We start from the raw sequence: 23,922 nt of genomic DNA, 5'->3' as shown, positions 1-23,922 counted from the left end.
CCCGGCGGCGTTTGCCGGCCTGAGCGGCGGCGGGGCGGCCGGCCCCGCCGCCGCTCAGGCCGGCCGCCCCCGGTCGTGCGGGAACACCCGCCCTGCCGCGGCCGTACCGGGCTCCCGGGCCGCCGCGGCGATGTTGAGGGCGGCGAGCAGGGTCCTGGCCTGCACGTTGACGTAGCGGCTGTGCCCGGCGAGCCAGTTCAGCTGGGCCGGGGTGACCCAGTGGAACCCCGGGGGCGGCTGGGTGGGCGTCGTGGTCTCGTCGGTCTCGACGATCAGATAGCGGCTCTCGGCGTTGAGGAACCGGCCGCCCTCCTCGGAGTGGACCACCGAGTAGCGGATGCGGTCGGGGGGCGCGTTCAGCATCAGGTCGAGGAAGGGCGGGCGGTGCTCCGCCGGCAGGTGGACGTAGTTCTCCGGAACGCACTGCACGGTCGGCGCGAGCTCCACGGTGTCGAGGAAGCCGCCCTCGACGCGTGCGTGCACCAGGACGTGCGGGACACCGTCGAAGACGCGGTGGGCGAAACCGACGATCCCGGGAGCCACCGGTTCGATGATCGGCTGGGTCCAGCCGGCGACCTCGCGGCCCGCGCCTTCGACCGACACCGCCACCACCCGGAAGAACCTGCCGTCGGCACGGCTGACGGAGTACTCGCCGGCCTGCCACCCGGAGACCTCGCGCAGGGGCATGCGCCGGGCGCTGACGTCGTGGCGGGCCCGTTCCCCCGTGAACCAGGCCAGCAGGTCGAAGTCGGACGACAGCGCCCGGGGCGCGACGGAGGACACCGGAGCGCTCGCCAGCACGGTGCGTGCGTCCATGTTCACGACGTTGTCCAGGCGGAGCAGCTCCATGATCTGCCCGAGGGTGAGCCAGCGGAACGCGTCGTCGACGGGTACGTCGCCGTCCACCTCGACGATCATGTTGCGGTTGCGCTTCCGGTAGAACCAGGCGCCGTGCTCGGACTGCAGGACGTCGGTGAGCACCCGGTCCCTGGCCGGGGCGAGGAAGTGCTCCAGGTACTTCACCTCCGCCCCGCCGTGGGCCTTGGTGTAGTTGCTGCGGGTGGCCTGCACGGTGGGGGAGAGCTGCACCAGGTTGGGGTTGCCGGGTTCCATCTTCGCCTGCATGAGGAAGTGGAGGACCCCGTCGAACTCCTTGGCCAGGATGCCGAGGATGCCTATCTCCGGCTGCACGATGATCGGCTGCTGCCACTCGGCCTCCGGCCTCGCGACGTGCAGGCCCTCGATGGTGAAGAACCGCCCGCTGCTGTGCCGCAGGTCGCCGGTGTCCGGCGCGAACGACCAGTGGTCGAGTCCGGCGAACGGGATCCGCCGGATCTCCGTCCCGCCGGACCGCCGGTGCAGGTCCAGCCAGCCCGGTATCCCGGACGTCGCGGTGTGCGCGCCCTCGGCCGTCGCGGCGGACCGGGCCAGCCTCTCGCAGACACCGGCCCGGGAGCGCGGAACCAGTCGTGCCGGTGCGTTCACGGCCGACCACCGCTCTCCTTGAGCGGCTTCCACCACCGGGGGTTGTCCCGGTACCACGCGACGGTCTTCGCCAGTCCCGTGTCGAACGGGGTCAGCGGCAGGTGGCCCAGCTCCCGCTCGATCTTGCCCTGGTCCAGGGCGTAGCGCCGGTCATGGCCCTTGCGGTCGGTGATGTGCCGGATCATGTCCGGCCCCGCTCCGCACAGTTCGGCGATCCGGTGGGCCAGCGCCAGGTTGGGCAGGGCCGCGCCGGCGCCGATGTTGTAGACCTCGCCCGCCCCGCCCCCGGTGAGGACCCGGTGCACCGCCCGGCAGTGGTCGTCCACGTGCAGCCACTCGCGGACCTGCCCTCCGTCCCCGTAGACGGGTATGGGACGTCCTTCGAGCAGATTGGTGACGGCGAGCGGTATGAACTTCTCGGGGTACTGGTAGGGGCCGTAATTGTTGGAGCAGCGGGTGACCGAGACGTTCAGCCGGTGCGTGCGGAAGTAGGCCAGGGCGATGAGGTCCGACGCCGCCTTGGAGGCGGCGTAGGGGGAGTTGGGCAGGAGGGGGGACGCCTCGGTCCACACGCCCTCCTCGATGGATCCGTACACCTCGTCCGTCGAGACGTGCACCATCCGCTCGACGCCGACCGCCAGGCAGGACTCGAGCAGCGCCTGTGTGCCCTCCACATTGGTGCGGACGAACGCCGCGCCGCTCTCGATCGAACGGTCCACATGGCTCTCGGCCGCGAAGTGCACCACCGCGTCCTGGCCGTCGAGCACGGTGCCCAGGAGGTCCCGGTCGAGGATGTCCCCCCGCACGAAGGTGAGCCGTGGGTGGGAGGCGGGGAGGTTGTCACGGTTTCCCGCGTAGGTCAGCTGGTCCAGAACCGTGACGTGCGCGTTCTCGAAATCCGGATAACCTCCCCCGAGCATGGTCCGTACGTAGTGCGAGCCGATGAATCCGGCTCCGCCGGTGACGAGGATTCTCACGAGGCCACCTCGCGGTCGGAATTGCGCACTCGAAGCATGTGTCTCTTCCCTTTTTGATGGGGGGACGGATGGAGTGCCGTGGCCCTACCGGCCGATGTAGGCCGCGAGATGCTCACCGGTGAGGGTGGAGCGGGAGGCGACGAGGTCGGCGGGGGTGCCCTCGAAGACGATCCGGCCGCCGTCGTGTCCGGCGCCGGGGCCGAGGTCGATGATCCAGTCGGCGTGGGCCATCACGGCCTGGTGGTGTTCGATCACGATCACGGACTTGCCCGCGTCGACGAGACGGTCGAGCAGGCCGAGCAGGTTCTCGACGTCGGCGAGGTGGAGGCCGGCGGTGGGTTCGTCCAGTACGTAGACGCCGCCCTTGTCCGTCATACGGGCGGCCAGCTTCAGCCGCTGCCGCTCGCCGCCGGACAGCGTGGTGAGCGGCCGGCCGATGTCGAGGTAGCCGAGACCCACGTCGACGAGGCGTTCGAGGGCCCGGTGGGCGGCCGGGACGCGCGCCTCGCCGGTGCCGAAGAACTCCGCGGCCTCGGCCACCGGCATCGCGAGCACCTCGCTGATGTCGCGTCCGCCGAGGCGGTGTTCCAGCACCGACGCGTCGAACCGCCTGCCCTCGCAGTCCTCGCAGGTGGTGGTGGCGTCCGCCATCATCGCCAGGTCGGTGTGGATGACGCCGGCGCCGTTGCAGGTGGGGCAGGCGCCCTCGGAGTTGGCGCTGAACAGCCCGGGCTTCACGCCGTTGGCCCTGGCGAAGGCGCTGCGGATCGGGTCGAGCAGTCCGGTGTAGGTGGCCGGGTTGCTGCGGCGCGAGCCCTTGATCGGTGACTGGTCGACGGCCACCACGCCGTCCCTGCGCATCACCGAGCCGTGTATCAGCGAGCTCTTGCCGGAGCCCGCCACGCCGGTGACCACGCACAGCACTCCGAGCGGGATGTCGACGTCGACGTCGCGCAGGTTGTGGGTGCTCGCGCCGCGGATCTCCAGGGCGCCGGCGGGCTCGCGCACCGTCTTCTTGAGGGCGGCCCGGTCGTCGAGGTGGCGGCCGGTGGGCGTGTTGCTGCCCCGCAGTCCTTCGAGGGAGCCCTGGAACACCACCTGGCCGCCGTCGGCGCCCGCGCGGGGACCGAGGTCGACGACGTGGTCGGCGATGTCGATCGTCTCCGGCTTGTGCTCCACGACCAGGACGGTGTTGCCCTTGTCCCGCAGCCGCAGCAGCAGGCTGTTCATCTGCTGGATGTCGTGGGGGTGCAGGCCCGTGGTGGGCTCGTCGAAGACGTAGGTGGTGTCGGTGAGCGAGGAGCCGAGGTGGCGGACCATCTTCACCCGCTGTCCCTCGCCGCCCGACAGCGTGCCCGACGGCCGGTCCAGGGAGAGGTAGCCCAGCCCGATCTCCACCAGCGAGTCCAGGGTGTGCAGCAGCTTGGCCAGCAGCGGCGCCACCGTGGCGTATTCCCCGCCCGAGGAGTCGGGGGAAGGCGCCTCCAGTCCGCGCACCCACTCGGCCAGGTCGCGGATCTCCATCGCGCAGGCGTCGGCGATGCCGATCCCCCTGATCTTCGACGACCGGGCCTCCTGGCTGAGCCGGGTGCCGTCGCACTCGGGGCAGGCGGTGAAGGTGACCGCCCGGTCCACGAAGGCCCGGATGTGCGGCTGCAGCGAGTCCCGGTCCTTGGACAGCATCGACTTCCGGATCTTCGGGATCAGCCCCTCGTAGGTGAGGTTGACGCCGTCGACCTTCACCTTGACCGGCTCCCGGTACAGGAAGTCGTGCATCTCCTTGTCGGTGAACTCGCGGATCGGCTTCTTCGGGTCGAGGATGCCCGACTCGGCGTAGACCCGGGTGGTCCAGAAGCTGTCCTGCTTCCAGCCGGGGATGGTGAACGCGCCTTCGCCGATCGCCTTGGAGTCGTCGTAGAGCTGGGTGAGGTCGATGTCGGAGGCCGTGCCCCGGCCCTCGCAGTGCGCGCACATGCCACCGTGGTAGACGGCCTTGCGCACCACGACCCGCTTGCCCTTGCCCTTGTCGACGTTCATGGCCCCGCTCGCCGTCCGCCTGGGGACGTTGAAGGCGAACGCGCTGGGCGGGCCGACGTGGGGCCGGCCGAGCCGGCTGAAGAGGATGCGCAGCATCGCGTTGGCGTCGGTGGCGGTGCCGAGCGTGGAGCGGGGGTCGGCGCCCAGCCGCTGCTGGTCGACGACGATCGCGGTCGTCAGCCCTTCGAGCACGTCGACATCGGGCCGCGCGAGCGCCGGCATGAAGCCCTGGACGAAGGCGCTGTAGGTCTCGTTGATCAGCCGCTGCGACTCGGCGGCGATCGTGCCGAACACCAGCGAGCTCTTGCCCGAGCCGGACACCCCGGTGAACACCGTCAGCCGGTGCTTCGGGATCTCGACGCTGACGTCCTTGAGGTTGTTCACGCGCGCGCCGTGCACGCGGATCACATCGCGACGGCGGGTGTCGTGCGGCCCGGACGGGCGAGGGTCCGCACCGGTGTCCTTGCTCATCGTCTCTCCATCTCCCGGGACGGCGGTGCCCCGCCCCTTCCCGTCGGGCGGCGGGCCCGGGGCTGCCCTCGAAGCCTCCCGGGGACGACCGGAGGGGGCTTCGAGGGCGGGTGGGGGATTGCTGGGTCGTCAGCTGTCCTGCAGCAGTCCGAGAACGTTGCCGTCGAGGTCGGTGACGGTGGCCACCCGACGGCCGCCGCCGACCTCCTTGACGGGGCTCGTCACCGTGGCTCCCGCGGCGGTCACCTCGGCGATCTTCGCCTCGATGTCGGAAACGTGCCAGTAGGCGACCTGCGAGGTCATGTCCTGGGCTCCCGCCGGCACCAGCCCGATGTGCTGCCCCGCGACGTCGAAGCCGACATAGTACTCCGCGTCGGTCTGCGGCTCGATGCCGAGCAGGGCCGCGTACACCTTCTTGGCCGCCGCCACGTCCGCCACGGGATGCAACACGGTCTTGATTCCCTGGGTGGCCGAGTCAGCCATTCTCACTCCCGAGTGGGGTTGGGTTTTCGTCGTGCCATGCTAAGGAAACCTGTGGACGCAGTGCATCTTCACGCCTTTTCACTCAAGTGGTTTTCAAGACAATCTTGAGCCAGAGCGCAGATGCCCGTGCCACGCTGCGAGCGCACTGAATTGCAGGAGGGGAATCAGGTGAAAAAGCTCGCATTGGTCACGTCGGTGGTCGTGGCCGGTCTGGTGGGTTCGGTCGTCGCCCCGACCGCGTCCGCCGAGGAGGCGGCCAGACCGGCCGCCGGCACCATCGACTGGTCGCCGTGTCCGGACAACGACCCGATCCTCGGCCCCATGCTCAAGGGCCTCGAATGCGGCTCGTTGCAGGTGCCGCTCGACCACGCCGACCCCGGTGGCAGGAAGATCACCCTGGAGCTGACCCGAGCCAGGCACACCGCTCCCGACAGCGAGTACCAGGGTGCCGTGCTGCTCAACCGCGGCCAGTGGCCCGGTGGCATCGGTCGCGACCTGCCGACCCGTTACGCCCAGGGCACGACCGGGCTGGCCGAGGACGTCGGCGCCGCCTACGACTGGATCGGCTTCGACCCGCGCGGCGTCGGTGCCAGCGAGCCGGCCGTCGTCTGCGACAGCGACTACGTCTACCCCGGGCACGCGCAGCCGGACCCCGTGCCGGCCACGCCCGCCGCCGAGCAGGAGTGGGTGGACCGGGCCCGCGCGTACGCCGAGAGCTGCGACGACGAGTACGGTGACGTGCTGGAGCACCTCAGCACCGAGGACGCCGCGCGCGACCTCGACCTGATCCGGGTCGCGCTGGGCCAGGACAAGATCACCTACTTCGGCACCGACTGGGGCACCTACCTCGGCTCGGTATACGCCTCGATGTACCCGAACCGGGTGGCCCGGATGGTGCTGGACAGCGTGGTGCGTCCCAGCGGCGTGGGGTACCGGAACAGCCTCGCCAAGAACGTGACGTCCGAACGCAACGCCGGCTTCTTCTTCGCCTGGGTCGCCAAGTACGACCACGTCTACCACCTGGGCACGACCGAGGCCGAGGTCGAGGCGAACTACTACAAGGGGCAGGACGCGCTGCGCGCGGCGCCCCTCGACGGGAAGATCGGCCCGTCCGAGTGGGCGGACTTCTTCGAGCCGGTGGTCTACCGCGACTGGGTCTGGATCTCCCGCGCGGAGGTGCTCTCCGACTGGGTGGTGCGCAACGACCCGACATCGCTGCGGGCCGGTTACTGGCCTCCCGGCTTCCCGCACCAGAACAGGCACGCGATGACCAACGCGGTCAACTGCACCGACGGCCCCTGGCCGCGGGACTGGGACCGGTGGCACTCGGACCTCTCCCGTCAGTACGACGCGGGAAACCGGTTCCTGACCTGGACCAACGCCTGGTACAGCGCGCCCTGCGCCTTCTGGCCGGCGCCCGCGAAGAAGCCGCAGAAGGTCGGTAACGGCAAGGTGGACGTCCTGCTGGTGCAGCCGCAGTTCGACAACGCGCACGGTGTCGTCGGCGCGTTCGAGACGCACGCGCTGTTCCGCAACTCCCGGCTCGTCCTGGAGAAGGGCGGCCACAACGTCGGCGCGGCGCTGTCGGCGAACAACAACACCTGCCTCAACGACTACGTCGGCGACTACCTGAGGGACGGCACCCGTCCCGCCTCCCGGTGGGGGGTCGACGCCGTCTGCCAGGCGTCCCCGGACCCGGTCCCGGCATCCTGATCCGCCAACGGACGGGCCCCGCATGATCGTCATGCGGGGCCCGTTTCCTCTTGGTCAGCGCAAGGCGGGTACCAGACCGGCCCGGCGGGCGGCGACCACTTCCTCCAGGGTCCGCCCCAGTTCGTTGGGGGTGGGCATGGCCAGCACCTCCTGACGCAGCCGCCGGGCGTTCTCCCGGATGGCCGTGTCCTCCAGCAGGCGGACGAGCGCGGCGCGGACCCCGGGCCCCTCCGCCTCGGCGGGCTCCATGGAGAGCCCCGCCCCCGCGCGGTGGAGGCACTGGAACTTCAGCGGAGCGTCGAACGCCCTGCTGATCAGCAGTTGGGGCACGCCGTACCGCAGGGCACAGCCGAACGACCAGGTGCCGCCGTGATGCACCACGGCCGAGCAGGTCCGTAACACCCCGGAGAGGGGAACGGACTCAACCAGGCGGGTGTTGGCCGGCACCTCGCGCAGTTCCCGCCGCAGGCCCGGAGGCAGGGTCAGGACCAGCTCCATCTCCAGGTCGGCGACCGAGTCGAGGATCTTCTGGATGCGTTCGACGGGCAGCAGGAGCCGTACCGGCCCGTCGTCCACCGAGTCGCCGAACGTCATCAGGACCCGGGGCGCCCGCGGCGGCTCGGCGAGCCACCGCGGCACGACGGACGGCCCGTTGTAGGGGACGAACTGCACGGGAAGCGTCGTCGGCCGGGGGTCGGGCCGGAACGACTCGGGGAGCGGGGCGATGGTGAACTGCCCGTTGACCAGTTCCTCGGAGAACTCGCAGCCGTACTTCCCGGCCCAGCCCGCCAGCCAGTCGCCCAGCGCGTCGACGCGTTCCTCCGGTGGCCGCAGGGCCTTGGCGTGCAGGAAGTCCTCCCGCATGCGCGTGTAGACGTCGACGGAGTACAGCACCCGGGCGTGTGCCGCTCCGACCGCTGCGGCGGCCACCGCTCCCGCGAACGCCTTCGCGCCCCAGAGCACCAGGTCCGGCTGCCAGGCGCGGGCGAACGCGACCAGGTCGTCCATCATCGAGTCGTTGGAACGCCGCGCCTGCGGAAGCACGAGGTCGTCGAAGACCCCGGTGACCTGCTCCCAGCTCAGCCGCTCGCGATCCGGCCGTACGTCGAACAGCGGGTCGAGCCCTTCCCGGGGAGACCTCTTCGCGGCGGCGGCGCGAGCCGTTTTCTGCTGTTGGTCCCGCTGACCGCGCACTTTCGGTGTCTCGCCCGGACCGACGCCCAGACCCGTCAGCCCCGCTCCGGTGACGGCGTCGAGGAGTTCCGGCCATACGGCCACGCACACTTCGTGCCCGGCCGTCTGGAGCGACCACGCCAGCGGGACCAGGTTGAATATGTGCGTCTTCCAGGGGAACGGCACGAGAAGCACCCGCACGATGCACTTCCTTGGATTCGGAGATGGGGGGTCCGCGGCGGACGCCGCGCTTTCCGTTCCCCGCCAGCTTGGTCAGGCGCCCTGCACACGTCTTCTCCACGTGTGCGGAGTGGTGCCGGTCGCGGCGGTGACGAGGAAGGTGACCGCCGCCACCACGAGGACGGTGGGCAGCGGGCCCGCCAGGTCGCAGAGCGCCCCCACGGCCAGGATGGAGAACGCCACACCCGCGGGGAGCAGGGTGGCCCGGAAGGTCAGCACCGAGGGGAGCTCCTCGGCGGAGGCCGCGGCCAGCAGCCGGTTGTTGTAGTGGACGTAGGCGACCTCGAACAGGACCAGGAAGAACGCGTACAGCGCGAGCGTCGGCACGGTGCGGCCGACCAGGACCGCCGCGAGCAGGGGCGGCATGGGGAGTACCACCCAGGTGGCCGAGGGCAGGTGGCCCAGGTACCGCTGGGCCGGCAGGGCGGCGAGTGAGCCGGCGAACACGGCGACCGAGGAGACCGCGACGAACAGGCCCACCAGACGGGCTCCGCCGCCCAGCACCTGGACCGGGACCACGGTGACGGCCACCGTGTGGAAGCCCTGCCAGAGGGCCACCAGCAGGAAGCGGGCGAAAAGCCTGCGCAGCACCGGGTCGTCGACGCGCGGGCGGGTGCCGGTCGCGGGTTCCGCGCCGTTCGCGGCACCCGCGGAAGCCTGCCCGGAGGACGACGGCAACGCCCAGGCGAGCAGGGCGGAGAGCACCAGCGTCGCCGCGTTCACCGCGATCAGTCCCCGGAACGGCAGTACCGCCCCGGCCGGCCCCGCCAGCGCCGCGCCGACGCTGAGCCCGGTCAGTTTGCCGATCTCGGCGACGGTGTTGGCCCGGTCCAGCCGTTTCGGCGGGACCGCGCCGCGCAGCACGACCGCCGTGGCCGCGCGGGTGACCGTCTCGAAGTACCCGCGCACCAGGAGCAGAACGGCGGCGACGGCGAACAGCGCGCGTTCCGGCGCCACGAGGGCGGCCGCGGTCAGTACCAGGCTCACCGCCTCGGCCAGCCGGACCAGCCGTTCCGGGGCGTGCCGGCCGAGCAGCCGGTTGAGCGGTCCGGCCAGCAGCAGCGCGGGCAGCCACGGCGCGCTCAGCACGGCTCCGGCGAGCAGTCCCGACCCGGTGACCGATCCCACGTGCGTGGAAAGGCTCACGAGGACCAGAAAACTGCCGAGGGTGTTGATGAACAGCAATATCGGAGTGTAATGCGGCGAGCGAAGTCTCGCGGGAAAAGACGTCATCGGGTACTTCCCCGGGGGTGGAGGGCGTCAGGACTGAACGGCTTTCGACGAGGCAGGATTCTGTCTAGTTTTGAACATATGACAGCAGTCATTGAGGGCGGCCCGTGCATCGTGCTGGTCGACGCCTACGCCGCGGTCCGTTCACTTGTTCTGGAATTCCGGGAGCAGGGATGCTCCGTCGTCCGTGTGCAGAGCACCCGGGAAGTGCCGTTCGTCTACCGCGCGGCCCCGTTCGTTCCCGACGACTTCGTCGCCGACATCGTCCACGACGGCGACCTGGAGGCCACGGTCGCGGCGGTCGCGGCGTTCGCGCCGGTCGCGGTGGTCTCGGGTGGCGAGAGCGGGGTGGAATTCGCGGACCTGCTCGCGGAGCGCCTCGGCCTGCCCGGCAACGGGACCGCCCTGAGCGCCGCGCGGCGCGACAAGCACCTCATGGTGGAGGCCGTGCGCGCCGCGGGGCTCCGCGCGGCCCGGCAGCTTCGGGCCACCGACGCGCAGGAGCTCGCGGCCTGGCACCGCGAACTCGGCGGGCGCGTCGTCGTCAAACCGCCGCGCAGCGCGGGCAGCCAGGGGGTCTCCTTCTGCGACACACCGCAGGAGTCGGTCGCGGCCTTCCTCTCCCTCGCCGGTGCCGACGACGTCTTCTCCCGGCCCAACGACGGGGCCGTGGCGCAGGAGTACCTCCCGGGCACCGAGTACATGGTGAACACCGTCAGCCGGGACGGCCGCCACCACGTGTGCGACGTCTGGCGGACCGGCCGCCTCAGCGCCAACGGCGTCGTCGACCTCTGCGACTCCCTCTCGCTGACCGACTCGGGGAGCCGGGTCGTGGAGCCCCTCGGGAACTACGCGTTCCAGGTGCTGGACGCACTCGGCATCCGGCACGGCCCGGCGCACCTGGAGATCAGGATGACCCCGGCCGGGCCGTGCCTGGTGGAGGTCGGCGCCCGGATCGCCGGCGGCGGCATCCCGGCCTGCGCCGGTCTCGGCATCGGTGAGTCGCAGCTGGAGTGGACCGTCGACGCCTACCTGCGTCCCGAGCGGTTCCACGCCCGGGCCGGAACCCCGTACGAGGTGCGGCGGTACTGCGCGATCGCCGGCATGGTCTCGCCGGTGGAGGGCGTGCTCAGCGAGTACCGGGGCATCGAGGAGATCGAGCGGCTGGAGAGCTTCCACACGCTGACGACCCTGGTGAAACCGGGCCAGGAGATCAGCCGGACGGTCGACGACCTCACCTACCCGGTCACCGTGACGCTGTTGCACGACCTCGAGGAGGTCGTGCAACGCGACCTGAACACGATCCGTCACCTCGACGGCGTCGCGTTCTACGGCCTCGACCGCGGGACGGGCTCCTGAACTCGCCGTTCGACCGCCGATCCGCCGCGGTTGAACATCACGGACGAGCGACGGCGGCCGGCTCCCACCGGGTCCAGGACGGCCGCGGCACCCGGTAGACGAAACTGACGGCGGTGCGCGGCTCCGCCGCCGTCGTGTTGGGGGCCGAGCGGTGCAGCACCATGCCGTCGAACATGACGGCCGAACCGGGTTCGAGGGGTACGGTGACCGGTTCGGCCGTACCCGGCAGGTGCTCCTTCGCGACGTGCGGCTCGACCGCCTCCGCCAGCGGCGGCTCGCCCGGCAGGCGCTCACGGTCCCCGGTGTGCGGCAACAGCCCGAGCAGATGGGAGCCGGGGACGAACTCCAGGCAGCCGTTGCGCGGGGTGGCGGGTTCGAGCGCGATCCAGACCGTCACGATGCCGTGCTCCTCGGGGCCGAAACCGGGGGGCGCGAAGGCCATGTCCTGGTGCCAGGGCTTCGCCGATCCCACCACGGGCGGCTTGGCCCACAGGAAGGAGTTGACCAGGGTGCCCGGACTCCCGGCGGCCCGTGCGACCGGCCCGTCGGCCAGTTTCAGCGACCGCTGTACGGCGTCGAACTCGGGCACGTGCTCGTGGATGCGTTCGGCCGACCGGAGCACCCCCGTGAGGACCTCTCCGCCCCGCTGCCAGGCCGACCAGCCGCCGATGCCGGGTGCCTCCAGGACGAAGTCCCCGGTCGAGACCGTGCGGCCGCGGGCGGATTCCTCCAGCCGGGCCACCGCGCGCCGGAGCCGGGCGAGCAAGTCGCCCGCCGCCAGCGCGGGGAGGCGCACGAACCCGTTCTCCCGCAGCTCACGGTAATGAGTGTCAGCCATTTCCTTCTCCCAACGTCGGGTCGCCGCGAATCTACCCGCGCATATCACGGAATGTTCGTGTTCAGCGTTCGTGAATCAAGGCGGTTGCCGTGTCTTCCGCGCCCTCCCTATGCTTCCGGGCCGTGAGGTCCACCGGACCACATGAAAACCGATATGGCGGAGGGAGTGGAAAATGAGCGACCGCGACTTCATCGACACCCGTGACGCGCAGCAGGAGACCAGCAAGTGGTAATCCGCTGACCAGTGGGACACGCCGCCCGTATGGAATCGAATCCGTACGGGCGGCGTGTCGTCCGAGAGAGGTTGAGATGGTAGGTAATCGCGTTTCACAAGTCATCGACATTCCCGCCGACATGCTGGTGATCGACGACTCCGCCGACGACCGCTACTGGGCATCGGTGGAGCGGGTCGTCGACCTGGCCGAGGAGAGAGGGCGGACCGCCGACGGGATACCGTTGCTGACGAGCCTCGCGGTCACCCATCCGGAGTGGCCGGTGCGGGCCGGCGCGGTGCGGCTGCTGGCCGGGCACCACGCGGGCGATCCCGCCGCCGACTCCGCCGTGGCCGCCGCGACGCACGACACCGTGGACTGGGTCGCCTTCACGGCGCTCAAGGTCATCGCGGAGCACCGGATCGCCGCCGCCGTCCCCGATCTCATCCGCATCTCCGGCTGGCCCAGCAACTTCACCCGGCCCGACTGGGCGCGCAAGCCCGTCGGCTGCGGCGCGGCGCTCACCAAGCGCGCCCTCATCGCCGTCTTCGGCACCCGCGACCCCGCCGAACTCCGCCGTCTGGAGGACGAGTACTTCACGGACATGCGGGCGCGGATCGAGGCCGCGCGCAAATGCCCCCGGCGCAACACCGACGTCGTCCTGGTGCCGGGCGGCCCGGCGATCATCGGCGCGAACGAGAAGCCCGACGCCTTCCGCATGGCGCAGGACGACAGCACGCTGCGCGCCGTGGACGTACCCGCGTTCCTCATCGACCGGACCACCGTGACCAACGCGCGCTACCGCGAGTTCCTCGAAGAGGTCGGCGAATCGGGCGAGTTCGACCACCCGGACCAGCCGCTCGAGCGGTCGCACCGCCCGGCGCACTGGCACGACCCGCGCTTCAACGCGCCCGGCCTCCCGGTCGTCGGCGTCGACTGGTACGACGCCTACGCCTTCGCGAAGTGGGCCGGCGGCTCGCTGCCCAGCGAGGTCCAGTGGGAGAAGGCCGCGCGCGGCGTGGACGGCCGCCGCTTCCCGTGGGGCGAGGAGTGGGACCCCGACCGGGTGAACTACGTCGAGCGGTCGTTCGGCGAGGCCGTGACCGACCTCGACTCCCTCGAGGCGCTGCTGGTCACCATCTCGCAGGGTGACAACCCCTCCCACCCGGTGCTGCCCGCGGACGCCCTCCCGCAGGGCGCCAGCCCCTGCGGCGCCCTGCAGATGTCGGGGAACGTCTGGGAGCTGACGCGGACGAACTTCTACACCGGTGAGGACATGGACCCCTTCTTCAAGGGACGGCACCCACTGGACTTCATGAACCGCAAGGAGGCCTTCCACGTGCTGCGCGGCGGCACCTGGACGTCGCCGCCGGCCTGCCTGACCACGTTCTACCGGGGCAAGGACCTGATCACCGACCGGCACAACGAGGTCGGCTTCCGCTGCGTGTACGAGACGAGCGACTGATGCGACTGACCTCCCTGGGCCATGCGGCCGTCCTCGTGGAGACGGGGACGGAGCGGATCCTCTTCGACCCGTGGCTCACACAGCGCCTGGACCGTTTCTGGGAGCACCACCCGCCGCTGCCGGACCGGTTGGTCCAGGAGGTGCTCGACGACGGGGTCGACTACGTGGTCCTCAGCCACCACCACTTCGACCACCACCACTTCCCCTCACTGCTCCGCCTGGTCGACGGCGCCGACGTGGACTTCGACGACAGTCCGCGCCAGAGCTCCGGGGTCACCTGCGTCTACCCCGCGGGCCCCGTGCCGCCACAGCTGACCGCGTCGGGGCTCGGGCACCAGGCGATCGCCTGGACGCTCCGCCGCTTCGGCTACGAGCGCCTGCACCCGGTGACGCCGGGCGACACGGTCACCCTGGGCGGGGCGACCCTGCGGACGTTCCCCTCGGCCGTGTCGTTCCCCGAGATGAGCGTGCTGGTGGAGACGGACGACGCGGCCGTCATGCTGTGCGGGGACGCGCTCCTGCACGAGGACACCGTGGCGGCCTTCCGCCGCGACGACGCGCCGCGGCTCGACGCCGTGTTCGTCCCCGCGCACAGCATCTCGCCGCCCGGTGTGCTCACCGAGCGCCGCCCGCTGACGGACCCGGACGCGGTGCGCGCCCGCGCCGTGGCGAACTTCGACCGGTACGTCGAGGCGATCCCCGCGGCCGTGACGGTGCCCTCCTCCTTCGGGTGGCGCATCAGCGGCGACGGCGAGCGCGACTACGACTGGTGCAACCGGACGATCTTCCCCTTCACCCCGACGCAGGCCCTGCGGCGTCTGGACGAGCTGGGCCGCGACGGCCTGCTGTGGGGACCGGGCCAGGTGATCGAGGTGACGGACGGCAAGGCCGTCCCGGCCGACGGGCCGGTCCCGCCCGGCGGGTACGACTTCGACGAGGTCTACTCCCGGGTGACGCTCGATCCGGACGTGACCGTGCCGCCGTTCGACGCCTCCCTCGACCGGTACGGCCGTCAGACCCGTGCCTGCGAGGACCTCCTGCGCGAGCTGCTGGACCGGCTGGTGGCGACCGACTACTGGTACCGGGCGCTGGACAACGGCGCCGGGCGGCACGTCGTCTCGCTGTACGAGGACGACGGCGGCGAGACGTCCTTCCTGCTCGACCCCGTGGCGGGCAGGGTGACGCGGCTCGGCCCGGGACCGGCCCGGAGCCACCTCGCCGGCGGTGAGGGCTGGACCGAGATGGCGGCCGGCACGCTGGAGGCCCTGCTCGACGCCGACCTGCTGTTCGGCAGCTCCTTCGGCCTGTGGGCCAGCGACGGAGTCCTCCTGTCCGCGGTCTTCCACCACCCGTCGTTCTACACACGCCATGTGGAACGCACGCTGCGGGAGGCGAGCGGGCCATGAGCGACGCCCCCGGAGCCGTCCTGCTCGAACACGAGAGCACCTGCCTGCGCGGCAACCCGCTGGGCGACCCGCACCGCCGCCGGATCGAGGTGCACCTGCCGCCGGGGTACGACGGCGTCCGGCGGTACCCGGTCGTGTACTGGCTGCCGGGGTTCGGCGCCCACCCCAGCCTCGGCGGCCGGACGCTCGCCTTCGGCGGGTCCGTCGCCGACCGCGTCCACCGGGCGATGGAGGACGGCCGTGTACCGCCCGCGCTGCTCGTCGTACCCGACTGCACGACCGCCTACGGCGGCTCCCAGTACATCGACTCCGCCGCCTCCGGCCGGTACGCCGGCCACCTCGCCGAGGTCGTCGCGGAGGTGGACCGGCGGTTCGCGACCCGGCCGGAGCCGGCGTGGCGCGCCGTCGCCGGGAAGTCCAGCGGCGGCTACGGCGCGCTCGTCGCGGGCATGACGTCCGAGCTGTTCGGGGCGGTGGTCGCCTGCTCGCCCGACGCCGGGTTCGAGCACTGCTACCTGCCGCTGCTGCCCGCCGCGCTCGACACCGTCAGGGCGGCCGGCGGCGTCGAGGGCCTGCTGGCCCGCCGCGACAGCGGCCCGCACGACGTGCCGTTCATGGTCGCGATGAGCATCCTCGCGATGGGCATGTGCTACGCCGACGACCCCCGCACCACCCCGTCGGACGCGCTGCCGTGCGATCCCTCGACGGGGCTGTTCCGCGACGAGGTGTGGCGGCGGTGGCTCACCCACGACCCGGTGCGGATGCTCCCCGCCCATGCCGGCCGTCTCGCCGGACTGGGCCTGCTCCACCTGGGCGTCGGCGAACGCGACGAGTACGGCATGCACTGGGGCGTCCGCGCACTGCGCGCGGCCCTCGACGCGCACGGTGTCCCCCACGTCTACCGGGAGCACGAGGGCGGGCACCACGGCATCGAGTACGTGTTCACCGAGGCGCTGGCAAAGCTGTGGCGGGTGTGGCGGGAGACGGAGGCCGACCCGTGTGCGGCATAGCGGGCTTCGTCAGCTTCGAGGGACGGCGGGACCCCGGCTGGATGGACGCGCTCGGCCGGACGATGACCGACGCCATGGCGCACCGGGGTGAGGGGGCCCGCGCCCCGTACGTCTCGCCCTGCGGCACCGTCATGCTGTGCGCGACGCGACTTGCGGTCCGCGACCGCACCGAGGCGGGCGACCAGCCGATGACCGACCCCACCGGGCGGATCGTCATGGTGCACAACGGCGAGGTCTACGGCTCCCGTTCGCCCGCGCCGCCGCTGTGGCCCCGCCGCACCGCCTGCGACACCGAGTTCGTCCTGCAGCAGGTGTGCCGCGAGGACGACCCGGCGGCCGCGCTGCGGCCGCTGTCCGGCATGTTCGCGCTCGCCTGGCACGACACCCGGACCGGCCGTGTGGTGCTCGCCCGCGACCACTTCGGCGTGAAGCCGCTGTTCTACGCCTTCACCCACGGCGGGCTCCTCTTCGCCTCCGAGGTGGGAGTGCTCCTGCGTACCGGCCTGGTGACCCCCGAGGTGGATCCCGAGGAGTACGTGCTGCGCTCCTGGATCCGGATGGACGCGGCCGACGACCGCACCTGGCTGCGCGGTGTCAGGGCCCTGCAGCCCGCCGAGTACCTGGCGGTCGACCGGTCCCGTACGAGCGCCCACCGCTACTGGCGGCCCACGCCGGTGGACGGCCTGGTGACGCCCGAGGAGATCAGGGCCGCCTTCGACCGGGCGATCGCGGAGCGGGCCGTGTCCGACGTCCCGCGGGCGGCGGTGCTCAGCGGCGGCGTCGACAGCACGGCGGCCGTGGCGGGCCTGACCGCGGCGGGTGTGCCCGTCGAGGGGTACGTACTGCGCTACCAGGACGGCATCGGCGGCTCGGGCGACGACGTGGTGCACGCCGCCGAGGCCGCCGACCGCCTCGGCGTGCCGCTGACCGTCTGCGACCTGGACCACCACCGCGCCGCCGAGCTCGTGCCGGTTCTGCCCACCCGGCTGATGCGGCCGCTGCTGCACGGCGCCGAGCTGGCGATGCACCACCTGTACGGCACCATCGCCCGCGACGGGAACGTGGTCGTCTACTCGGGCCACGGCGCCGACGAGCTCTGGGGATACCAGGCCGGCCGCTACTTCCCCGTCGTCGATCCCTTCGCGCCCACGTACATCCACGGGCGCCACTACCTGACGAACCGGCTCTATCCCGACGAGCGGCCGGTCTGGGCACGGCTCGTCACCTGGATGGCGCGCGAACTCGGCGTCGACATGACGGTGGTGACCGAACTGGTGTGGGAGCGCACCATGGACGAGTACCGGGCGATCAAGACGGCGTCTCCGCTCAAACGCGGCAGGCACCACCTGCTGCGGCGCTTCCTGGTCTACGTCAACGACATGGTGGACGCCACCTCGGCGACCTTCACCCTGGAGGACCGGCCCGTCTTCCAGGACGTCGCCCTCGCCGAGCTGGCCTTCCGCTGCCCCGAGCACCTGAAGGACTGCGGCGAGCCCGGCAGCAGCCACAAGGGACTGCTCAAGGAGGCGCTCGCCGACCTGCTGCCCGACTCGGTGCGGCACCGCCCCAAACAGGGCTTTCCGACCCCCACCGACCCCGGATACGTCCGGCGGCTGGCCGAACTCGCCGACGGGCTCGGCACCCCGTTCGGGCTGCCGCCGCTGCCGGCCGCGCTCCGGGCCGAACTGGGCGTCGGTGAATGGATGTTCCTTGCTTCGACCTCCGCCTGGCTCGGGCACCTCGCGGAGCTCCGGACCGACCTGAGGAGTCATGGTGAGCAGTCCCGTACCCCCGTGGAGCTGGCAGATTCTGGACCGCGCGGACGATCTTGACCGGGTGCCCCCGGCGATCGAGGAGGCACGCGCCCAGCAGTGGTGCAACTTCGTGCTGTGGCGGCCCTCCCGGCTGCCCGAGGGGTGCGACCTCAGTGTCGGAACGCTGCGCCGCGAGGCACCCCCCGGACGGGTCGAGGCCGAGGGCCGCACCCCGTGGAGCGACGCCAACCCCTCCGGCTACCGGACCGAGATCTCCGGCGGTGGACGGCGGCTGCGCCTCAAGCAGTTCCTGTACGACTGGGCCTTCCCGGCCGCCGACCACCCGTGCCTGTGGGGCAGCGAGACCCGGCCGGCCGAGATCGGGGAGGGCCGGGTGGTCTGGCTCGGGACCGACTACCTGGGCCACCGGGCCGCAAGCGCGCGGCTGGCCCGTACCACGGTCGAACTCTCCGTACTGGAAGGCGAGTTCGCCGACGACGAGATCGTCGCGCTGTTCGCCGCGCTGCGGCCGGCCGTGCCGGAGGCGGTGCCGAGGGTACTGGCCACTCCGTTCGCCGAGCTGAGCTACTGGGCCAGGCACCCGGCCGACATGGTGTCGGTGCCCACCGGTGTCTTCCGCTTCCACCGGCGCGGGCGGGAGCACGAGGGCGACTGGACACCGTCGGAGGAGGTCACCGCGTTCCTCACCGCGCAGGGAGTGCCGGTGTCGGCCGGTGGGTTCCGCGCCGAGAGCGCCGCGACGTTCGGCGACGGCTCCGCCGTCCGTGAGCTGGAAGTCGTCTATCTCTCGGTATCCGGCGGTGAGCTGCGCCTCACGGTGCAGCTCACCGGCGGCGGGCGGCTCGCGTTCCCACCGGAGCGGGACAAGCACCCCGCCACCGCCGAGGTGTGCGACCTCGGCGGACGCCCGGTCCATCTCGGTTACCTCAGCGCCGAGTTCGGGGCCTGCGACGCCTGGTGGCAGCATCCCGACGGGTACGACCTCAGACTGCTCGGCAGCGCGGGGGCGGGCCTGGGACGGGAAGCGTTCCTGGGCCTGGTCGCCGGGCTCGACGCCGGCCTGCGGCTCGCCGGCAACGCCGAGGTGCTGGGATGACCGCGCGGGGGCGGCCGGTCCTCGACCCCGCCACCGGTCGCACCGTCACCCGCCTGCCGGACACCGACGGGCCCGGCGTCGCCGACGCCGTGGCCCGGGCGGACGCGGCGTTCCGCGAGGTCTGGTCCGACACCTCCCCGGCGCGCCGCTCCGGCCTCCTGCGCGATCTCGGGGACCTGCTGCGCGACGACCGCGACGAGTTCGCGGCGCTGGAGCGGCTGGACGCGGGCAAGCCCACGGCACGCGCCGCCGGAGAGGTGGACTTCGCAGCCCGGGTGGTCGACTGGTTCGCGGCGGCGGCCCGGTACCCGGTGGGGGAGACCCATCCGGCGGGCCCCGGCATGCGCACCTACACCGACCGGGTGCCGGTCGGGGTGTGCGCGGCGATCACTCCGAACAACTACCCGCTCCTGCTGGCCGTCTGGAAGATCGCCGCGGCGCTCGCGTACGGCAACACGGTCGTCGTCAAACCGGCGCCCGAGACACCGCTCTCGATCCGCCGCCTGGTCGGCCGCGCCGGCGAACTGCTTCCCGAGGGCGTGCTCACCGCCGTCTACGGCGGTGCCGGGACCGGCCGGCTGCTCTGCGACCAGCCGGCCGTCGGCATGGTCTCCTTCACCGGCTCGACCACGGCGGGGCGCGAGGTCGCGCGGCGCTGCGCGGACGGCCTCAGGCCCGTCTCGCTGGAACTGGGCGGCAAGAGTCCCGTCGTGGTCTTCCGTGACGCCGACCTCGACGCGGCGGCGCGGGCGGTCGTCGCGGGCTTCACCGGCAACACCGGTCAGATGTGCGTGGCCGGGTCCCGCCTGATCGTCGAGCAAGCCGTGCACGACGAGTTCGTCGGCCGCGTGGCCGAACTGGCCGGCGCCCTCCGGGTCGGCCCGCCGGAGGACCCCGGCACCGATCTCGGCCCGCTGATCAGCCGGGCGGCCGCCGAGCGCACGGCCGAGGTGGTCGAGGAGGCGGCGGCGCGGGGCGCGCGGGTGATCCTTCCGCCCGGCCGTCGGGGGGTCCGGCACGACCTCGGCGGCGGGTTCTTCGTCCACCCGGCCATCGTGGACGGCGCGCCGTTCGACGGCCGTGCCTGGCGCGAGGAGATCTTCGGCCCGGTGCTGTCCGTCGCGTCGTTCGCCACCGACGCCGAGGCGCTGGACCTCGCGCACGACACCGCGTACGGCCTGTCGGCCTCGGTCTGGACCTCGGACGCCGACCGGACCGAGCGCTTCGGCCGCGCCCTGCGTGCCGGCATGGTGTGGGTCAACACCTGGGGCGACACCGAGGAGACGGTCAGTGTCTCCGGCCTCGGCCAGTCCGGATACGGCCGCGAGCTGGGCATCCACGCGGTGGAGGGCTACACCAGGCCCCGCGCCGTCTGGGTGGCCCACCGGCCGGGGCGGTAGGCCGTATGGAGTGGACCGGTTCCCCGCGGCTCGACTTCCGCAGCGACACCCGCACCGTGCCGGACGCGCGGATGCGCGAGGCGATGGCCGGGGCGGAGGTCGGGGACGACGTGTACGGCGACGACCCCACGGTCGCCCTCCTCGAGGAGCGGGTGGCCGAACTGCTCGGCACCGAGGCCGCGCTGCTCACGCCCACCGGCACGATGGCGAACCTGATCGCCCCGCTCGCCGCGTCCGGCCCGCGGGGGTCGCCCGCGCCACGGCTGATCGTCGGCGCGGACACCCACATGGCGTTCCTCGAGTCGGACGGACTGCGCCGCTTCGGCGGGGTCGAGCCGCTGCCGGTGGAGCAGTGCCCCGACGGCCTGCCCGACCTCGACGCCCTGGCCGCGCTGCTGTCCGCTTCGGCGGGCTCGCCGACCGTGGTCTGTCTCGAGAACACGAGCATGATGCGCTCCGGCAACGCCCTGGACGCCGGGGCGACGAGCGCCGTGGCCGCGCTGGCCCACCGGTACGGCGCGCACTTCCACCTCGACGGGGCCCGGCTCGCGAACGCGGCCGTGGCGCTCGGGGTCCCTCCCGCCGAGCTGGCCGAACCGGCGGACAGCATCGCCTTCTCCGTCTCCAAGGGGCTCGGCGCTCCGGTCGGCGGGCTGCTGTGCGGATCACACGAGTACGTCGCGCGCGCCCGCGAGCTGAGGGGATGGCTGGGCGGCTCCCTGCACCAGGCGGGAGTCGTCGCGGCGCCCGCGCTGATCGCGCTCGGGCGCCTGCCCGACCTGGCCGCCGACCACGAGACGGCCGCGGCGCTCGCCTCCGGGCTCGGGTCGGTGCCCGGCGTCGAGCTGATGCGCCCGCCGCGGCCGACCAACATGGTCATGGCGCGGCTTGCCGGGCTGGCCCCCCAGGAGTGCGCCGCGCGCCTCGCCGGCCACGGGGTTCGCGTCCTGCCGCTGCCGAACGGATACGTGCGCTTCGTGATCCACCGGGCACACGACATGATCGGTGTGCGCGAGGCCGTCAGGGCACTGGCGGCCGTGGCGGCCACCGTGCCCGCGGCCCGGCGGGCAACCGGCGGAGACCACCCGGACGGGAACTCCCCCTGACACCGACGGAGGAAGCATGACGACACAGGAACCACCGCGCGGACTCCGGGAAAGGCTGCGGGACACCCGGGCGAGACTGGAGGACGACGTCGATCTCTGGGTCGCGACGGCGGGTGCCTCGCGCGGCGCCCATCTCATCCCGCTGTCGTACCTGTGGGACGGGACCGCGATCCTCGTCTCGACGCCACGCGACTCGATCACCGGCCGCAACCTGCTGGCGGACGGCCGGGTGCGGCTCGGCCTCGGCCCGACGCGCGACGTCGTGGTCGTCGACGGTGTCGCGGAGCCGGTGGACGTGGACGAGCTGGGCCGGGAGACGGGCGACGCCTTCGCGGCCAAGACCGGGTTCGACCCGCGCACGCTCGACGAGCCCTACCAGTACTTCCGGATCCGGCCCCGGCGCGTCCAGGCCTGGCGGGAGGTGAACGAGCTGGCCGGACGCGACCTGATGCGCGACGGCCTCTGGCTCGGCTGACCCTCCGGACCCCGGCCTCCTCCCCCGCCCCCGCGCCGGCCGGCCCTCCGGGCGACCGGCCGGCGCGGGCGCGGTCCAGCCGTGCTTGACCGGTGTTGAAGAGGACTTTGCCAGGCTGCGACAGACCAGGCATCTGTCGATCCTAAAGGGGCGAATATGGGAGCCATCGAGGTTCCGGTTCTGATCGTGGGCGGTGGCGGATGCGGTTTGTCCGCCTCCGTCTTCCTGTCCGACCAGGGTGTCGATCATCTGCTGGTGGAACGGCACCCGGACACATCGAGGGTCCCGAAGGCGCACTATCTCAACCAGCGCACGATGGAGATCTTCCGCCAGCACGGAATCGCCGAGGACGTGCTCGCGGAGGCGGCGCCGCTGGAGAAGTTCGGCAAGGTGCGCTGGCAGACCACACTCGCGGGCGACGGGCCGCTGGACCGGCGCCTGATCCACGAGATGGACGCCTTCGGCGGCGGTGAGCTGCGCGAGGGCTATGCCGCGGTCGGGCCCGCCCTGCCCGCCAAGCTGCCGCAGATGTGGCTGGAGCCGATCCTGCGCCGCCACGCCGAGGACCGCAATCCGGGGCGGATCCTCTTCCACCACGAGGTGACCGCCTTCCGCGACGAGGGCGACCGCGTCGTCGCCGAGGTGCGGAACGTCGAGACCGGCGAGACCACCACGGTCACCTCGCGGTACCTCATCGGCGCCGACGGCGGCCGCATGGTCGGGGCCGAGGTCGGCATCGAGATGCAGGGCCCGCCCGGACTGGTCAACACCACGACCGCGTACTTCTCCGCCGATCTGTCCCAGTGGTGGGAGGAGGGCACGCTCATCACGCACTTCCTCAGCCCGGAGGACCCCGACCTGTCCAGCAATCTCATCGAGATGGGACCGAGCTGGGGGAAGGACTGCGAGCAGTGGGGCCTGCACTTCGCCCCCGGCCCGCCCGGACGCTGGGACGAGGAGACGATCGTCCCCAGGATCCGTGAACTCCTGCGCCTGCCGGAGCTGGAGGTGACCGTGCACAAGGTGACGGACTGGATCGTGCACGCGCACCTCGCCGACCGCTACCGGGTCGGCCGGGTGCTGATCGCCGGTGACGCCGCACACCGCCAGCCCCCCGCCGTCGGGCTCGGCCTCAACACCGGTATCCAGGACGTGCACAACCTCGCGTGGAAGCTGGCCGCGGTGCTCGGCGGCCGCGCGTCCGAGAGCCTGATCGACACCTACGAGGCCGAGCGACGGCCCGTGGGCCGGGAGAACGTCGACTGGGCGGTGTCCGCCGCCACTCACCACCAGGCGGTCATCGACGCCATCGGCGCCGGCCACAACATCCCGGCGGGTCGCCGCAAGCAGCGGCTCCAGGAGTACTTCGACCCGTCCCCGCTCGGCGACACCGCGCGGGCGCGGGCCCTGGAGATCTTCCACACCCACCGCGGGGGATGCCAGTCGCTCGACATGGAGATCGGCTTCCGCTACGAGGAGGGCGCACTCGTACCGGACGGCAGCGCGCCGCCGGCCCGCGTCCCCATGCGCAACGAGCACCGGCCGACGTCCCGCCCCGGGCACCGGCTGCCGCACGCCTGGATCGCCCGTGACGGCCGGCGACTGTCCACTTTGGACCTCACCGGCACGACCGGCTTCACGCTGATCACGGGCCCGGAGGGGACACCGTGGTGCGAGGCGGCCGCGCGGGTGGCGGAGAAGTTCTCGGTCCGGGTCGTCACGGCCCGCATCGGCGCCGGCGCCGAGTACACCGACGTGGACGGCGGGTGGGAGGCCGTCCGGGAGATCACCGGCGCCGGCGCGGTCCTGGTGCGCCCCGACCAGCACGTCGCCTGGCGCAGCACGGGCGGCGGCGAGGACCCGGAGCAGGTCCTGGCCGAGGTGTTCGCCGCTCTCCTGGACCGCTGACCCCGCGACCGGGAACGAGAAGTGGCCGTGCCCGGGCACGGCCACTTCCGTGTTCTCCGGGAGC

At 72.1% G+C, this 23,922-nt stretch carries 18 protein-coding genes; 11 read left to right on the top strand and 7 right to left on the bottom strand.

Annotated elements, in window-relative coordinates:
- Positions 1-54: 54 nt before the first annotated feature.
- From ACGRHY_RS29690 to ACGRHY_RS29675, 4 genes are all read right to left on the bottom strand, one after another.
- Positions 55-1,485, bottom strand: a complete 1,431-nt coding sequence (locus ACGRHY_RS29690) for an NDP-hexose 2,3-dehydratase family protein (RefSeq protein ID WP_394638763.1) — start codon at positions 1,483-1,485, stop codon at positions 55-57.
- Complete coding sequence (rfbB, locus tag ACGRHY_RS29685) at positions 1,482-2,462, bottom strand: dTDP-glucose 4,6-dehydratase (protein WP_394638762.1); 981 nt, start codon at positions 2,460-2,462, stop codon at positions 1,482-1,484. The genes ACGRHY_RS29690 and rfbB overlap by 4 nt, the downstream gene beginning before the upstream one ends.
- Before the next feature lie 84 nt (positions 2,463-2,546).
- Positions 2,547-4,970 (bottom strand): ATP-binding cassette domain-containing protein, encoded by a 2,424-nt coding sequence (locus tag ACGRHY_RS29680; RefSeq protein WP_394638761.1) that lies wholly within the window; start codon positions 4,968-4,970, stop codon positions 2,547-2,549.
- A gap of 129 nt (positions 4,971-5,099) precedes the next feature.
- Positions 5,100-5,453 (bottom strand): VOC family protein, encoded by a 354-nt coding sequence (locus ACGRHY_RS29675; RefSeq protein ID WP_394638760.1) that lies wholly within the window; start codon positions 5,451-5,453, stop codon positions 5,100-5,102.
- Positions 5,454-5,621: 168 nt separating this feature from the next.
- Here ACGRHY_RS29675 and ACGRHY_RS29670 point away from each other — a divergent pair, with 168 nt between their 5' ends.
- Positions 5,622-7,166: an alpha/beta fold hydrolase gene (locus ACGRHY_RS29670; RefSeq protein WP_394638759.1), complete on the top strand. Its 1,545-nt coding sequence runs from the start codon at positions 5,622-5,624 to the stop codon at positions 7,164-7,166.
- A gap of 54 nt (positions 7,167-7,220) precedes the next feature.
- Here ACGRHY_RS29670 and ACGRHY_RS29665 read toward each other — a convergent pair whose 3' ends face one another.
- Together ACGRHY_RS29665 and ACGRHY_RS29660 are read right to left on the bottom strand one after the other, a co-directional pair.
- The gene (locus tag ACGRHY_RS29665) at positions 7,221-8,540 is read right to left on the bottom strand and encodes a nucleotide disphospho-sugar-binding domain-containing protein (RefSeq protein ID WP_394638758.1); all 1,320 of its coding nucleotides are present in this window, start codon (positions 8,538-8,540) and stop codon (positions 7,221-7,223) included.
- Between the two features lie 72 nt (positions 8,541-8,612).
- Positions 8,613-9,764, bottom strand: coding sequence for an MFS transporter (locus tag ACGRHY_RS29660; RefSeq protein ID WP_394638757.1), 1,152 nt, complete (start codon positions 9,762-9,764; stop codon positions 8,613-8,615).
- 126 nt (positions 9,765-9,890) lie between these two features.
- Here ACGRHY_RS29660 and ACGRHY_RS29655 point away from each other — a divergent pair, with 126 nt between their 5' ends.
- Positions 9,891-11,168 carry an ATP-grasp domain-containing protein gene (locus ACGRHY_RS29655; RefSeq protein ID WP_394638756.1) on the top strand — a complete coding sequence of 426 codons (1,278 nt, stop codon included), beginning with the start codon at positions 9,891-9,893 and terminating at the stop codon, positions 11,166-11,168.
- A gap of 37 nt (positions 11,169-11,205) precedes the next feature.
- Here the strand turns inward: ACGRHY_RS29655 and ACGRHY_RS29650 are convergent, their stop codons facing one another.
- On the bottom strand, positions 11,206-12,006 hold the full coding sequence (locus ACGRHY_RS29650) for a phytanoyl-CoA dioxygenase family protein (RefSeq protein WP_394638755.1): 801 nt from the start codon (positions 12,004-12,006) through the stop codon (positions 11,206-11,208).
- Between the two features lie 353 nt (positions 12,007-12,359).
- Between ACGRHY_RS29650 and ACGRHY_RS29645 the strand changes: the two genes are divergently transcribed.
- The 9 genes from ACGRHY_RS29645 to ACGRHY_RS29605 all read left to right on the top strand — a co-directional run bounded on the left by ACGRHY_RS29645 (position 12,360) and on the right by ACGRHY_RS29605 (position 23,858).
- Positions 12,360-13,682, top strand: coding sequence for a formylglycine-generating enzyme family protein (locus ACGRHY_RS29645; protein WP_394638754.1), 1,323 nt, complete (start codon positions 12,360-12,362; stop codon positions 13,680-13,682).
- On the top strand, positions 13,682-15,088 hold the full coding sequence (locus ACGRHY_RS29640; protein WP_394638753.1) for an MBL fold metallo-hydrolase: 1,407 nt from the start codon (positions 13,682-13,684) through the stop codon (positions 15,086-15,088). Before ACGRHY_RS29645 ends, ACGRHY_RS29640 begins: the two co-directional genes overlap by 1 nt.
- Entirely contained in the window at positions 15,085-16,098 is a 1,014-nt protein-coding gene (locus tag ACGRHY_RS29635) for an alpha/beta hydrolase (protein WP_394638752.1), read from the top strand. Before ACGRHY_RS29640 ends, ACGRHY_RS29635 begins: the two co-directional genes overlap by 4 nt.
- Complete coding sequence (locus tag ACGRHY_RS29630) at positions 16,086-17,930, top strand: asparagine synthetase B family protein (protein WP_394638751.1); 1,845 nt, start codon at positions 16,086-16,088, stop codon at positions 17,928-17,930. The genes ACGRHY_RS29635 and ACGRHY_RS29630 overlap by 13 nt, the downstream gene beginning before the upstream one ends.
- Positions 17,869-18,969 carry a hypothetical protein gene (locus ACGRHY_RS29625; RefSeq protein WP_394638750.1) on the top strand — a complete coding sequence of 367 codons (1,101 nt, stop codon included), beginning with the start codon at positions 17,869-17,871 and terminating at the stop codon, positions 18,967-18,969. The genes ACGRHY_RS29630 and ACGRHY_RS29625 overlap by 62 nt, the downstream gene beginning before the upstream one ends.
- A complete protein-coding gene (locus ACGRHY_RS29620) occupies positions 18,966-20,369 on the top strand; it encodes an aldehyde dehydrogenase family protein (RefSeq protein WP_394638749.1) in 1,404 nt (467 codons plus the stop codon). Before ACGRHY_RS29625 ends, ACGRHY_RS29620 begins: the two co-directional genes overlap by 4 nt.
- A 5-nt stretch (positions 20,370-20,374) precedes the next feature.
- A complete protein-coding gene (locus ACGRHY_RS29615; RefSeq protein WP_394638748.1) occupies positions 20,375-21,475 on the top strand; it encodes a threonine aldolase family protein in 1,101 nt (366 codons plus the stop codon).
- A gap of 16 nt (positions 21,476-21,491) precedes the next feature.
- Positions 21,492-21,950 carry a pyridoxamine 5'-phosphate oxidase family protein gene (locus ACGRHY_RS29610; protein WP_394638747.1) on the top strand — a complete coding sequence of 153 codons (459 nt, stop codon included), beginning with the start codon at positions 21,492-21,494 and terminating at the stop codon, positions 21,948-21,950.
- A 156-nt stretch (positions 21,951-22,106) separates the two neighbouring features.
- Complete coding sequence (locus ACGRHY_RS29605; protein WP_394638746.1) at positions 22,107-23,858, top strand: FAD-dependent monooxygenase; 1,752 nt, start codon at positions 22,107-22,109, stop codon at positions 23,856-23,858.
- Positions 23,859-23,922: the final 64 nt, after the last annotated feature.

Origin of the sequence: Streptomyces shinuiensis, from assembly GCF_043660855.1 — a bacterium.
Taxonomy (GTDB): Bacteria; Actinomycetota; Actinomycetes; order Streptomycetales; family Streptomycetaceae; genus Streptomyces.
Note: the sequence above shows the minus strand (reverse complement) of the source record. Positions and strands in the feature narration are given on the sequence as shown.